Below are 13686 nucleotides of genomic sequence, written 5' to 3'. Positions count from 1 at the left end.
AGCGTGAGGCGCAGGCCGTCTATCATTGATCTGCGCCTGATCCTTCCGACGCACGGAGCATATGACCGACGCAGGATATTCGGCGTCGCGATGCCTGTCTGGAACGAGGCCATTAGCGTCCACTGAATAGAATAAGGGTAGCAGGCCGGACCATGAATGTATACAGTGGTATCCAGAGTATACAATGGTATGCAATGGATCGCTCGATGCCCCAGAACAAGCTCAAGGCGACTTTCATGCGCGGCGGCACCTCGAAGGCCGTCGTGTTCAACAGACAGGACCTGCCAGCAGATCCCGCGCTTTGGGATCCGATCTTCCTGGCAGTTATGGGCTCGCCCGACCCCAACGGCCGCCAATTGGACGGCATGGGCGGCGGGCTGTCGTCGCTGTCGAAGGTCTGCGTGGTCGGCGCGCCGACGCGCCCCGATGCCGACATCGATTATACGTTCGCGCAGATCGAGTTGAAGCGTGCCACGGTCGATTACAGCGCCAATTGCGGCAACATGTCTTCGGCGATGGGCCCGTTTGCTGTCAGCGAAGGCCTGGTGAGCGCGCCCGCGAACGGCGAAGCGGTCGTGCGCGTTCACAACACCAACACCGGCAAGATCATCGTCGCGCGCTTCCCCATGACTGACGGTGAGGTCGAGATCGACGGCGACATGACGATCGACGGCGTCGGCGGACAGGGAGCACCGGTCCGGCTCGAATTCGTCGATCCCGGCGGAACAAGGACTGGACGCCTGCTCCCGACTGGACGCGCCTGCGATCAATTCGAGATCGCTGGTCTCGGCACGATCGAGGCCTCGCTGGTCGACGCCGCCAACCCATGCGTCTTCGTCGCGGCAAATTCGGTCGGCAAGGCAGGCGACGAAATGCCTGATACGCTCGAGAGCGATCCGGTCTTCCTCGCGACGATGGAAGCAATACGATGCGCAGCCTCGGTGGCGATGGGCCTCGCGCCCGATGTCGCGGCCGCCGCAAAGATCCCGAGCGTGCCCAAGGTTGCGATGATCGTGTCGCCCAGGCAGATGACGACCTTGTCGGGACGACACCTGCAGCCTTCGGAGATGTCGCTCGGTATCCGGATGATCTCGATCGGCCAGCCGCATCGCGCAGTGCCGATCACCGGTGCTACCTGCCTTGCGATCGCGGTCCGCATCAAGGGCACGTTGGCAAACCGGTTGGCCCGCGCCGGCGATGGCCCGATCACCATCGCCCATCCCTCCGGCACGACAGTGGTCGATGCAGCGGTCGAACATGCCGACGACCCCGCGAAGGCCCGCGCCATTCATGGCGCGGTCTATCGCACCGCGCGGCGACTGTTCGAGGGCAACGTGTTCTATCGAACCGCCAAGGCGACCGCGCAGGCGCGGCGCAGCGCATGATCTGATCCGGAGCCCTGAACGATGACTTATCTGGTTGCCGCCGAACTTCCCCGCGAATCCGCCGCCCAGCGTTTTCGGGCGCTGTTGAAGCAGCCCGGCATTCTGCAACTGCCGGGCGCTCACAACGGCATGGCGGCGCTGCAGGCCAAGGCGGCGGGCTTCGAGGCGCTCTATCTGTCGGGCGCGGCCATGACCGCATCGATGGGCTTACCCGATCTCGGCATCATCACCGTGGACGAAGTCGCTTTCTTCGTTCGCCAGATCACCCGCGCGTCGGGACTTCCGCTGCTCGTCGATGCCGACACCGGCTACGGCGAGACACTGAACGTGATGCATGCCACCCGCGTCTTCGAGGACGCAGGCGCGGCCGCTCTTCATCTGGAGGACCAGATCCTGCCCAAGAAGTGCGGCCATCTGAACGACAAGAAGATTGCCGACCCGCACGACATGTCGGCCAAGGTCGCGGCGGCAGCGAAAGCGCGGCGCGACCTCGTGATCATCGCCAGGACCGATGCCGCAGCAAGCGAGGGCCTCGACGGCGCGGTCGCCCGCGCAAAGCTCTACATGGAAGCGGGCGCCGATGCGATCTTTCCGGAGGCGCTCAACACCGCCGAGATGTTTCGCGCTTTTGCCGAGCGCATGCCGGGCGTGCCGCTGCTCGCCAACATGACGGAGTTCGGTAAGACGCCGTTCTTCACGGCCGCAGAGTTCGAGGCAATGGGCTATGCCATGGTGATCTGGCCGGTCTCTTCCTTGCGGATGGCCAACAAGGCACAAGCCGAGCTTTACGCAGCGATCTCGCGGGATGGCGGTACGCACAAGGTCATCGATCGGATGCAGACGCGCGCGGAGCTGTACGCAACGATTGGACTGAGCGATTACGAAGCGTTGGATTCTTCGATCGTTCAGACAATCATTCCGACGGGCATGCCTCAACGCAAATGACAATCTCGCTCCTTTGGCAATTCAAGCTCGTCGTGACGTCCATGCGCGCCAGTCGACCGGCGTGGAATAGTGGTAGAGCACGCGGCCGGAGGCGTCCGATTTGTAGGAACCATATAGGCCGAGGACGCCATCTCCGAGACTTTCTGCCGGCGCAAGGACGACAAAGAATGGGCGCACGAGATGGAGCGCAACCTTGACCGCAATGGATCGTCCAGACCTCGCGTGGTGCTACCAGATCGTACTTGGCTGGATCAGAGCCAAGCTCTGACACACCCTTTAAGCGCCGCGGGAAGCGGCTCTGCTGCAACTAGCGGTGACATTCGCGCCCAAACAACGATCTTACCGAGCCGTTTTGCGCAAGCGCTCTTCCGAAATCGAGACGATTGCCGGCAGAGAAAGGCAGCGGCGACCGCTTTTTCGGGCGGAAGAGCGCCGGAACGTAAAATTGCAGATCACACTATCGAGACTCTCGCTGACGTCGCGCACGCGACGTCCATGAAAATCCATCCACCTCTCGATCCGGCGTACGCCGGGCCGTCCCAGGCCCGGCTGTGCAAGAAGCTCGGCCTTGGTATGGAGCGACGCAATCTCGAGGAGATAGTTCATGCGCGTGAGCGGCTCTCGGCCGATCAGCGCCGCGAGCGGGCTGTGAACCAATATGACTGCAATTCGCTCCGGCAAATGGCTGTGGCTTTGCTCGAAGGCTTTCCTCACGGTCAGTTCCACGCGGACCTGTATCCATTCCAAAGATCGTTCTAAGAACACCTCTAGCAGAGCCGTCGGACTCTGTCCCGGCTGTACACGCCCCGGTTGATACTGATTAGACAAGTTCTAGACCACGGATGCTTCAGGTCGCGTCGTGCTGCTCGCAAGCGGAACCGACGCGCTTGGCCGAGCGCGCCGGGCTAAGCGATGAGCTCCCGGCGCGCTATGGTCGACAGCAACGACTCCGCGATCTCTTGCGACCGCACGGCAATCACCGAGAGCAGCGTATCGCTCAGGCCGTGGGAGGATTCCGAATAGCCCTGGAGGTGGATCTGCGGCCTGAACGCCGGGCTAGTCACGAGCCTGTAGTTGCGATCGAGTGCTGCATCGCGGATGTAGCGGCGGAGCGGCTCGAGAAACCCATGCGGCGTTTCCCTGTCGTATCCCGTCGCCAGGATGATGGCGTCATAGCTTGAACGACGACTTTCGCCGCGAAACTTGTCGACCACGCCGATCTCAATGCCATCCGGTCCCGCATCCACATTCGTAATCTCGCTGCGGGGGCGCAACACGATCCTTTCGTCACCGCCGACGCGCTGCTGGTAGAGCAACCGATAGAGCTGGTCCAGCAGGTCGGAATCGACCACGGCATAGTTCGTGTTCCGAAAGTTGCGGACGATTGCGTCTCGCCGCTCGGCTGGCTGCGTGTAGACGAAGTCGGTAAAGCCCGGATTGAAGATCTCGTTGACGAACGGACTGCTGTCGGACGGCTTGAGAGCATGGCCGCGGAAGATCAGATCGATGTTCGCTTCGGGACATCGGCCATGGAGATCGACCGTCACCTCGGTCGCGCTCTGTCCGCCGCCGACGATGGCCACACGCGCGGCCCCGCTGCGCGGGACGACCCGCTCGATCAAGTCGAGATAGCGGCTGGAATGCAGCAGCCTGCGGTCGTCGGCGGCCTTGGCAAACACCTGCGGGATATAGGGCTGGCCTCCCACCGCGACCACGAGGTTTCGTGCGAGGCGCACGGTCTCTCCGCCCGCCAGTGAGCGTGAATGCACGCGCAATGACGTCACCATTTGCCCGGCCGTCACCGGCTCGACGGCAACGATCGTTTCGCCGTAGGCGGCCTGCGACTTGAAATGGCCTGCGACCCATTGGAGGTAATCGTTGAACTCGACCCGGCTCGGATAGAACGTCCGGCAATTAATGAAATCCAGCAAGCGGCCGCGCTTGTGCAGGTAATTCACGAAGGTGAAAGGACTGGTCGGATCGCGCAAGGAGACCAGATCCTTGAGAAACGATATCTGCATGTCGCTGCCCGGAAGCAGCATGCCGCCGTGCCAGGTGAAGTGCGGCTGCTTTTCCACGAACAGCGGCGCGCAGTTCAGCCGCGATCGCTTCGCGCATTCGTCCAACGCGATGGCGAGTGCGAGGTTGGAGGGGCCGAATCCGAGGCCGATGACGTCGTGCTCGATCGCAAGATGATGGGACATGAAGCTGCGCTCCGCTCGCGCTCTAGGACGAGACCACCGGGCCGGCGTCTGCCGGAAGCCAGAGCCGATCGCCGAAGAAGCGTTCGCGCAACAGCATCACCAGGGTCGCACGCTTGTGGGGGAAGTCGAAGTTCTTGATCTTTGCAAACCCCGAGAGCTCGAGATTGCGAAGCTGCTGGGAATGCGCCGCGGCCGGCTCCCCCACGATCCGCTGCGTCCGGCAATCGTCGAGGAACATGTAGTGCATCAGCGAGGGCAGCCACGCGCTGATGTAACGACGACCACGAAAAGCGTCCTCGCCCACGACCACGTGCCATCCCCGGTCATAGTCCCCGGCGTCGTAGAACGGTGCGATGCGATTTTCCTTGGCCCAATAGAGCTCGAAATAGCCAAAGGGCTCGTCACCGAAGCAGCCGATCAGGGGCAGCATGTGCGGATCGGCCAGGAGGCCGGCCAGATATCGACGATGCTTGTCGAGGTCGCCCGCCTCGTTCCAGAACGCGTCGACGCGGGGATCATTCATCCAGCGATGCAGCAGATGAAGATCGTTCTCAAGATCGGCCACGCGAAAGGAGATGACTTGCGACAGCCAGGGGATGTAGCGGCCGTATACTTTACCCGTCGGCTTGGGAGCGCGCCGCGGATGCCGCCGACCGTCCGTCATGACATGCAGTTGCGGCCATGACGGTCGTCCAGGATTCACCAGCCAATTGTCCCGACGCTGCATGATCAGTTCGGGAAGCAGCAGCAATTGATCCTCGGACCTGATGGCCAGACCGCCATCCGTCAGTTCCCGCGCAAGCGATGCTCCATCACCGATATCTAAAACGAGCCGATCAACACCCCGCCGCCAGGCGAACAGCGCTTCGGCCGACGCCGAAACGGCCCGTACCGCGAGCTCGCGGTCGTCAGAGGCGTTGAGGACCTCGAGGTGATCGACGCGCTCTCGAAGGCGCAGCTCCAACGCCGTCACGTCGTCGGCAACGACGCGAAGCCGATCGCCATCCTGCAAAACGGTCAGAGCGGAATATGGGCCAACCGGGAACGCACGAGGTCCGGTCCCGGAATCCGAAGCCTTGTTCATCCGGCCCTCGCATTTCAATCATCGCTGACGCGTGGTGTAGATCACTCGCGTACAGGCTGACAAGAAATGGGCGCACACGTAGATTAGATTCTCTACAAATCTGACAACCTGTCGCAAAGCGATCGATGTCGTCGCCCGCATGCGAGAGAAGCGCCCGCGCCTTGCCAAAATATGTCTAAAGAGGTGCATCGGTTGGAACTGCGGAGGCTCTCGCGACGTTATCCGCCTTCGCCTCACTTGCGACGATCTTGCCCTCGCGCAGCCGCACGAGATGATCAGCAATCCCGAAATAGCGATCGTCATGCGAAATCACGATGATGGTCTTTCCGAGACGCTTCAGGTCGGGTAGCAGCTCCGTGTAGAAGATGTGCCGGAACGCCGGATCCTGATCGGCGGCCCACTCGTCAAACACGAGAACGGGTCGTTCCTCGAGCCATGCATTCATCAGGGCCAATCGCTTGCGCTGTCCGGTCGACAGATCCGTCGTCGTAAACACACCGTTCTCGACGGAGACCTTGTGCGCGACCTCCAACCGCTGAAGATAACGTTCCGCGACATCCGGAACCACGCCTTCTCCACGGATGAGATCCTCGAACAGATAGTAGTCGGAAAAGATGGTCGTGAAGAGCTGGCGGTAATCGTCACGCGTCTCCGTCAGCACCGGCGCGCCGTCGCGTAGCAGGGTGCCGCCGTGCGGAGCATATAGACCCAGCAACAGCTTGATGAGGGTCGTCTTTCCACTGCCGTTCTGTCCCACGATGAAGACGATGTCCCCCTGCCGGATGCGCAGATCGACCGGCCCGAGGACAAAGGGCTCACTGCCCGCCACGGCGCGAAAGGCATAGGTCACGCCGCGGAGCTCGATGGATTCGATCGTCGTCTTGCCCGGTGCAGCAGGCGACGTGACCAGCAAATCGTGCTCGGGCGTCGAGAACTGCTCGGCAAGCTCCACAATGCGCCGCATCGCCACCTGGGCGCGGCCAAGCGCGGGCAGGATACCGATGACCTGATCAATGGGTCCGCGCATATAGAGCAGCACCAGCACGAAACCGCTGGACACCGCGGCGGGGCTGTCCGGCCACAAAAACGGGCGCAGGGTCAGCGCCACGCCGATCACGACAAAAAATAGCATCGTCCCGAACGCCCGGGCCGTCACGAACAGATTGATCGACTTGATCTGCACCGAGCTGATCCGGTCAACGGTCTGCTGGAGCTGCTCGACATAGACGCGCAGACGCCGGACCCGATTGAGACGCAGCTCCTTGGCCCCTTCGGCGATCGCCCGGTACTGCTTGTGCAGCTGATCCTCCGAATCGCGCGCGACGTTGAAGCCATGGACGCCACGGGTTCTTGCATAGCCATGCGCCAGCGATCCGAGGACGATGACGACTCCCGTGATCAGGAACAGCGGCCACGACAGCACCGCCAGGTAAACCATACAGCCGAGTGCGATCACGAGCGACACGAAGAAGGACGAGAAGAAGAACGCGAAATCGCTGATCGTATCCACGTCCTGCGTGAGAACCGGAATCAGACGGTGCGTGCGGTAGATTTCAAGCTGATCGATCGGCGCCGCCAGGATCCTGGCGGCCAGCGACTTGCGAAGCTCGGCGATGATCCGCTGTCCGACGTAATTGGCGCTGATATCGGCACCGATGGAACCGATCAGGATCAGGAGGCACAGGCCGGCGAATGCGAAAAGCAGCGTGACAACGTCGGCCTGCGTGGCATAGAGCCCTTGATTGACGACCGCGAGCAACGCCGCGACGCTGGCGCCGCCAATTATACCCAGAACGACACCGCCAAGCACGAGCACCCAATAGGGCCGCAGGAGGTGCAGGATCTGCGCCGTCAAGCCGTTTCGTGAATTCATGACGAGAGCCGCGCTGGAGGGACCTGAAGCGAACCTACATATGCAGTCGCAATCACGACAAGCCGTGCCGATGTGATGCGAATACATGATGGCGGCGCCGCAACTCCAGCGCTTATTTTCTCTGTTCTTTCGATGGATTCTAATTTGGGATCGGCAATGCCTTTAATATGATGCGGTGGTACCGCTTTTGCATCGCAGCCGGCGAGCGAATAGGATATCGATCCAGCGCCATGCCAGGCCGCGACATCCGGACATCGAAGGGCTTGTAAGCCGGCATTGGACAGGCCCGGCGGAGACTAACTTTGGACTTGCTTATCTCCGAAACCCGTATCGCGCTTCCCGATGCCGCCGGCCTTGCCGCGCGGATGGTCGATCATCTCGCCGAGCACGACATCACCTTCGAGGACCGGGACGGTCTCATGGTGGCGAAACTGCCTTTCGGCACCAGTTCCCTCGCGGTCGAGGCCGAAGCGCTCAAGATCCGCGTCGAGGCCGACGACAAGGGCAATCTGGAAATGTTGCGCTCGGTCGTCGCCTCGCATGTGATCGAGTTCGCGGGCGACATTGCTCCGACCATCGTTTGGTCCGGTCATGAATCCAACGGCGGCACCCTGGCCAATTTCCGCGAGGTGCAGCTGAAGTCAGCGATCGCCTTGACGCCGCACATGCGCCGGCTGACCTTCACAGGCGACGACATCGCCCGCTTCGTGGACGACGACGAGCTGCACGTGCGGCTGTACTTCCCGCCCGAAGGCCTCGCCAAGCCCGAATGGCCGTGGCCCGCCCCGGACGGACGCATCCTGTGGCCGGAGCCGGACCGCAGGCCCATCACCCGCTATTACACGATCCGCCGCATCGACCTGGAGAGCCGCGAGATCGATATCGATTTCGTGGTCCATGACCACGCTGGACCGGGTTCGGCGTTCGCCGTCAACGCAAAGGCCGGCGCCATTTGCGGCATGGCCGGCCCGTTGGGCCGAGGCATTCGCCCGGCGCGCTGGGTGCTGCTGGCGGGCGACGAAGCCGCCCTACCCGCCATCGCGCGAATTTTGGAGACGCTGCCGGCGACGGCAACGGGCGAAGTCTTCATCGAAGTCGCCGATCGGCGCGAGGAGGTTCCGCTGGTCGCGCCGGAGGGCGTGGCGGTCTGCTGGCTGCATCGCGACGGCCGTCCGGCCGGGACGACGCAGATGCTGGTCGACGCGGTCAAGGCAGTGCGCTGGCCGGACCATCGGGAGGTCTTCGCCTGGGTCGCGTGTGAGGCGCAGGCGCTGAAGGCCTTGCGAGATCATTTGCGCGACGATCGAAAGCTCGCGCGCGATCAGCATCTGGCCGTCGCCTATTGGAGCCTGCGCCAGCCATGACGTTCCAACAGGCGCAGACGGGCGAAAGAACGCCCGCTTTGCCGACCGACATGCCGCAGACCTCGCCAGATGCGCCCGCCTCCTTGTTCGAGCTCGATCAGGTCGCCTTCGCGGTGGCCGGGCGCGCGCTGCTAGAACCGCTCACCTTGTCGCTTCCCACGCGCAGCGTTGTCGGCTTGATCGGGCATAACGGCTCTGGCAAGTCGACTCTGCTGAAATTGTTGGCGCGCCAGCAGCCATCTTCGTCGGGAACGATCCGTTTCGAGGGCCGCGCGCTGCGCACGTGGAGCGATCGGGACTATGCCCGCAAGGTTGCCTATTTGCCGCAGCAGACGCCGCCGGCGGCCGGCATGCTGGTGAAGGAGCTGGTCGCACTCGGCCGCTATCCCTGGCACGGCGCGCTCGGCCGGTTCGGCGACATCGATCGCGAGAAGGTCGAAAGCGCCATGGCGCTGACCCATATCGAGCCGTTCGCAAACCGCTTGGTCGACACATTGTCCGGTGGCGAGCGCCAGCGGGTCTGGATCGCCATGCTGGTCGCACAGGATGCTGAATGCCTGCTGCTCGACGAGCCCACTTCGGCACTCGACATCGCCCATCAGATCGAGGTGCTGTCGCTGGTCAAGCAGCTCGCGCGCGAGCGCAATCTCGGCGTCGTCGTCGTGCTCCACGACGTCAATATGGCTGCCCGCTTCTGCGACGAGATCATCGCGCTGCATTCCGGAAAACTGATCGCGCGCGGGACGCCGGACAAGATCATGACCTCGGCCGAACTCGAAACCATCTACGGCATCCCGATGGGCGTGATGCCGTCGCCCGATCACGGTCATCTCATCAGCTTCGCCCGATGAGCGCCGTCAGCTACGCTGCGGCCGTAACAGCCAGATGAGATAGGGCCCGGCAAGCATCATGGCGAAGATGCCGGCCGGCATCTGGAACGGAAAGATCACCATGCGCCCGGCCCAATCCGCAATGACCATGAGGATCGCCCCGATCAACGCGGCCAGCGCTGCCTGATCCAGCGCGCGCTGCGTTCCCATCATTCGCGCCATGTGCGGCGCGATGAAGCCGACCAGGCTCAGAAGTCCCACCATCAGCGTCGCCGTTGCCGTCAGCAGCGCTGTCAGCAGCATGATGATGATGCGGCTCCGCGCCAGCGAGATGCCGATCGAGCGCGAGGTCGCAGGTCCCAGCGGCAGGATGTCGAGCCAGCGCGACAGCATCGGGACCATGATCAGCAGAACGAGCGCCGCGGCGGCGAGGATCGCCGCCTCGGCCGGACCGATCTGGTAGAGCGACCCCGTCAGCAGCGACAGCAGCGTGCCGATGCGCGGATCGCCGGTCGCCAGCGCCATGGCAATCACAGCGCCGAACGCCGCACTCATGGCGACACCGGCCAGCAGCACGCGCTCCGGGCTGAATTCTGACCGCCGGCTGAACAGCAGCACCAGCGCCAGCACGATGAAGGCTCCGATCCCGGCCGCTCCTATCTGCGCCAGCCGTGTGTGCGCGGGAAACAGATAGAGCAGAACGATCACACCCATCGCGGCGCCATAGCTGATGCCCATGACTTCCGGCGCCGCCATCGGGTTGCCGGTCATCCGCTGCAGCAGCGTACCGGCGACCGCCAGCGTCGCACCTGCTGCCAGCGCCGACACCACGCGCGGCCAGCGCCACGGCCAGAACTCCTGCAAGCCGGTTAGGCCGCTCCAATGCCAGCCGTCGGCGCCGACGCCGAGGGCAAGTGCGATCCACACGGCGAGCAGCAGCAAGGCAAGAGCGAACAGGATCACGCGCCAGGGGTGATCAAGGCGCGGCGGAGCAGATGGCGTGAGGTTTCCCATCGGCATGGCCGCGCGCAGCCGCGGCAGCAACAGGAGCAGCATCGGCGCACCGATCAGGGCCGTCACCGCGCCGGCCGGCATCTCGCGATAGCCGGGCGGGATCAACAGCACGAGCTGATCCGTCAGCCACAGCAGCAGGGCGCCGCAAAGAGGCGCCCAGATCAACCGGTCGCGAAAGCGGCGCGCGCCTGCGAGCATGACGATGGCCGGGGCGGACAAGCCGACAAACCCCATGACGCCGACCACGCTGACGACCGACGCGCTGAGCGCGATGGCGATAACAAGCGCGAAGACCCGCGCTCGCGTCAATCCAAGGCCCAGATTGCGCGCGGTCTCGTCGTCAAAACCGAGCAAGGTCAGTGGACGAACCATGAGCGCGATGAGGACGATCGAAATCAGCAGCCGCGGCGCCAGGAACGTGACGTTGCTCCAGTCTTGCTGATTGAGGAAGCCGGCGCCCCAGATGAACAGACCGATCAGATATTCGTGGTTGAGCAACACCAGCGCCTGAGTGGTCACGGCGCAATAGTAGCTGACGATCAATCCGGCGAGCACCAGGATGACCGGCGACAGCGCACGTTTCCAGGTCAGCCCGAACACGCACAGGAACGCAGCGAATCCACCGATCAGAGCAATCCACTCCCGGCCGAAGACCAGCAGCGACGGCGCCCACAGGGTCGTCACGGCCAGCGCGAGATAGGCGCCGTTTAGTACGCCGAGAGTGCTCGGCTCCGCAAGCGGATTGCGCAGCACCTGCTGACAGACGGTGCCGGCAAGGCCGAGGGCGGCGCCGGCCAGCAGTGCCACCGCAATGCGCGGAAATACGGTGTAGTGCACCAGCATCTGCTGGGGATCGGTGATCTCGGGCCGCCACAGCACGGGCAACCACGCGCCGGCGGGCAGATATCCGGACAGATTGCGCCAGGTGAGTACGGCCGCGGCCGCCACCAATAGCCCGATCAGCACCGCCGGATGCATGTCGAAGCCGGACCGGGCCGGCAGTGCATCAACCTTGCTCATGACTTTCCCGCGGCAGCCGTTCGGCAAGAAGACGCGCGAAACGCTCGGCCGCCGGCACGCCGCCATAGAAGAACTGATTGTCCAGGACCGTCAGCCGGTGCGACCGAAGAGAGGGCAATGTTCGGAGCACCGGGCTTGCCTTCAACAGGGCCTCGACGTCGGCGACGCGCGAGGTCATCAGCACCAGCCGCGCGTCCGGAACCGCGGCAAGTACTTCGAGCCCCACACTGGTATAGCCCCATGGGCCGCTCTGTCCGGTCCAGGCATTCTTCAATCCGAACTGATCGAGCACCTCCTGATAGAGGCTGTTCGGGCCGAACACGAGCGCGCGATTGCGCGCGATCTCGCTGACGAGATAGAGCGGCTTGCCGCCGCGATCACGGAGCCGCTCACGATAGCCGGTCATGGCAACGTCGAAGCGCGCGAAATAGGCCTCGCACGCCCCTTGCACTCCGAGACGCTTCGCAAGCTCCATCGTCGAACGGCGTGCCGTGTCGAGAGGATGCCCGCCGGGCCGGAAGATCGTGAACATCTCGACCGGCGCAATCAGCTTGAGCCGGGGCGCGGCGGCAGCAATGCTGGGGTCGATGATGATGATGTCAGGTGCGAAGCTCTGCAGCAGCTCGAGATTGGGCTCCGAACGCAGGCCGATCTCCTGGACGCCGGGTGGGACCGCCGGCTCAACCACGAGCCGGCCGTACCGCTCGATCTCCGGGATCACCAGCGGCACGACGCCGAGCGCCAGTATCGTCTGAGCACAGGCCCAACCGAGCGCGGCAATTCGGGGGCCGGATTGCGGTCCGCTGGTTTGGGCGAGTGCCATCGGCCCCGCCCCGGAGAGCGCGGCAGCGCCGATCGCCGCACCCGCGCCGAGAAGCGTGCGGCGGGACAGCCTGTGGTCTGGGACAAACGTGCTCATGGAATTCAGTTCGAGAGCGGGGCGATGACAGTCATGACATACCCTTGTTCGCGCCGCGTTTCCATATCAAGCCGCTTTTTCGCCACCGGCACGAAAGGCGCTCCCCAGCGCCTGCCCGATCACCGCTCGTGCCTGCAAGGCATCGGCGACGACATTCCCCATGCGCAGGAATTCATGGATCATGCCGGGGTAGACGCGCAAATCGACGGGGACGCCCGCCGCCGCTAGCCGTGCCGCATAGTCGCGCCCTTCATCCACCAGGGGATCGAACTCGGCGAGGACGATCAATGCGGGCGCGAGGCCCGACAAATCCCTCGCGACGAGCGGCGCAAAGCGCCAATCGTCGCGATCCGACTCATCGCGCAGATATTGCCGGAAAAACCAATCGACAGTGCTGCGCTCCAGGAGATGGCCGGAACCATATCGCTCATAGGACGCGGAGGTCTGCCGCGAGCTGAGGCCTGGATAGGCGAGAACCTGGAGCACCGGCTGCGGAAGGTCCTTGTTCGCCCTCGCCTCGATCGCGAGCGCGGCGGCAAGCGTTCCGCCGGCGCTGTCGCCGCCGACCGCAATACGTCGTGCATCGAGCCCCATCGCGTGGCCCTCGCGCCCGATCCAGCTCAGCGCATCGACGACATCCTCGAAAGCCGTCGGAAATTTGTGCTCAGGCGCAAGCCTGTAGCCGACCGAAAGCACGGCCGCACCACCGTCCTCAGCAAGGCCGCGACACAATGGTTGATGCGAATCGAGGCTGCCGACCACGAAGCCGCCGCCGTGCATATAGAGCAGCACCGCCATCGGATCGCGACCACTCGGCGCCTCGTTAGCATAGAGCCGCGCCTCGATCATTGCGCCATCCCGCGTCGGCAGCGAGAGTCTCCGCTCGTAGCTGAGCGAGGGCGGATCGACATCGAGCAGCGGCGACGACGCATCGAAATCGGCCCGCGCCTGCGCTGCGGTCAGTTGCGGAAACGGAATGCGCGCGCCACTTTCGGTGCCGGCCTGCACCATTTCGAGCAATGCTGCGATATCTGGATCGAGACTCAAA

General features: G+C 63.6%; 11 protein-coding genes. 4 read left to right on the top strand and 7 right to left on the bottom strand.

The features are described from left to right. The first annotated feature begins 152 nt into the window (after positions 1 to 152). Positions 153 to 1385 (top strand): 2-methylaconitate cis-trans isomerase PrpF family protein, encoded by a 1233-nt coding sequence (locus tag ACFDR6_RS07880; RefSeq protein ID WP_375857971.1) that lies wholly within the window; start codon positions 153 to 155, stop codon positions 1383 to 1385. Positions 1386 to 1406: 21 nt separating this feature from the next. Beyond that, entirely contained in the window at positions 1407 to 2330 is a 924-nt protein-coding gene (gene prpB / locus ACFDR6_RS07875) for a methylisocitrate lyase (protein ID WP_317240078.1), read from the top strand. Between the two features lie 339 nt (positions 2331 to 2669). Here prpB and ACFDR6_RS07870 read toward each other — a convergent pair whose 3' ends face one another. From ACFDR6_RS07870 to ACFDR6_RS07855, 4 genes are all read right to left on the bottom strand, one after another. Next, positions 2670 to 3056, bottom strand: coding sequence for a hypothetical protein (locus tag ACFDR6_RS07870; protein WP_212092579.1), 387 nt, complete (start codon positions 3054 to 3056; stop codon positions 2670 to 2672). A gap of 179 nt (positions 3057 to 3235) precedes the next feature. Continuing rightward, positions 3236 to 4534, bottom strand: coding sequence for a lysine N(6)-hydroxylase/L-ornithine N(5)-oxygenase family protein (locus ACFDR6_RS07865; RefSeq protein WP_317240079.1), 1299 nt, complete (start codon positions 4532 to 4534; stop codon positions 3236 to 3238). A gap of 22 nt (positions 4535 to 4556) precedes the next feature. Then, complete coding sequence (locus ACFDR6_RS07860; protein WP_375848947.1) at positions 4557 to 5618, bottom strand: GNAT family N-acetyltransferase; 1062 nt, start codon at positions 5616 to 5618, stop codon at positions 4557 to 4559. A gap of 175 nt (positions 5619 to 5793) precedes the next feature. Next, complete coding sequence (locus ACFDR6_RS07855; protein WP_317240081.1) at positions 5794 to 7473, bottom strand: cyclic peptide export ABC transporter; 1680 nt, start codon at positions 7471 to 7473, stop codon at positions 5794 to 5796. A gap of 320 nt (positions 7474 to 7793) precedes the next feature. Here ACFDR6_RS07855 and ACFDR6_RS07850 point away from each other — a divergent pair, with 320 nt between their 5' ends. Beyond that, positions 7794 to 8855: a DUF2218 domain-containing protein gene (locus ACFDR6_RS07850; RefSeq protein ID WP_375857970.1), complete on the top strand. Its 1062-nt coding sequence runs from the start codon at positions 7794 to 7796 to the stop codon at positions 8853 to 8855. A gap of 50 nt (positions 8856 to 8905) precedes the next feature. After that, complete coding sequence (locus ACFDR6_RS07845) at positions 8906 to 9706, top strand: ATP-binding cassette domain-containing protein (protein WP_375858540.1); 801 nt, start codon at positions 8906 to 8908, stop codon at positions 9704 to 9706. Positions 9707 to 9712: 6 nt separating this feature from the next. Here the strand turns inward: ACFDR6_RS07845 and fhuB are convergent, their stop codons facing one another. The 3 genes from fhuB to ACFDR6_RS07830 form a co-directional block, all read right to left on the bottom strand. Next, positions 9713 to 11719: a Fe(3+)-hydroxamate ABC transporter permease FhuB gene (fhuB, locus tag ACFDR6_RS07840; RefSeq protein ID WP_375857969.1), complete on the bottom strand. Its 2007-nt coding sequence runs from the start codon at positions 11717 to 11719 to the stop codon at positions 9713 to 9715. After that, positions 11706 to 12638 (bottom strand): ABC transporter substrate-binding protein, encoded by a 933-nt coding sequence (locus ACFDR6_RS07835; protein ID WP_375857968.1) that lies wholly within the window; start codon positions 12636 to 12638, stop codon positions 11706 to 11708. The genes fhuB and ACFDR6_RS07835 overlap by 14 nt, the downstream gene beginning before the upstream one ends. Before the next feature lie 66 nt (positions 12639 to 12704). Then, positions 12705 to 13685, bottom strand: coding sequence for an alpha/beta hydrolase (locus ACFDR6_RS07830; protein ID WP_375857967.1), 981 nt, complete (start codon positions 13683 to 13685; stop codon positions 12705 to 12707). Position 13686: the final 1 nt, after the last annotated feature.

Origin of the sequence: Bradyrhizobium tunisiense, from assembly GCF_042263385.1 — a bacterium.
GTDB classification, from domain to species: Bacteria; Pseudomonadota; Alphaproteobacteria; order Rhizobiales; family Xanthobacteraceae; genus Bradyrhizobium; species Bradyrhizobium tunisiense.
This window is presented reverse-complemented; position numbering and strand designations above follow the sequence as displayed.

Coding starts and splice junctions, on each gene's coding strand:
- ACFDR6_RS07835 (WP_375857968.1), bottom strand. CDS start 12,638: ATGAGCACGTTTGTCCCAGACCACAGGCTGTCCCGCCGCACGCTTCTC.
- prpB (WP_317240078.1), top strand. CDS start 1,407: ATGACTTATCTGGTTGCCGCCGAACTTCCCCGCGAATCCGCCGCCCAG.
- ACFDR6_RS07860 (WP_375848947.1), bottom strand. CDS start 5,618: ATGAACAAGGCTTCGGATTCCGGGACCGGACCTCGTGCGTTCCCGGTT.
- ACFDR6_RS07865 (WP_317240079.1), bottom strand. CDS start 4,534: ATGTCCCATCATCTTGCGATCGAGCACGACGTCATCGGCCTCGGATTC.
- ACFDR6_RS07880 (WP_375857971.1), top strand. CDS start 153: ATGAATGTATACAGTGGTATCCAGAGTATACAATGGTATGCAATGGAT.
- ACFDR6_RS07845 (WP_375858540.1), top strand. CDS start 8,906: ATGCCGCAGACCTCGCCAGATGCGCCCGCCTCCTTGTTCGAGCTCGAT.
- fhuB (WP_375857969.1), bottom strand. CDS start 11,719: ATGAGCAAGGTTGATGCACTGCCGGCCCGGTCCGGCTTCGACATGCAT.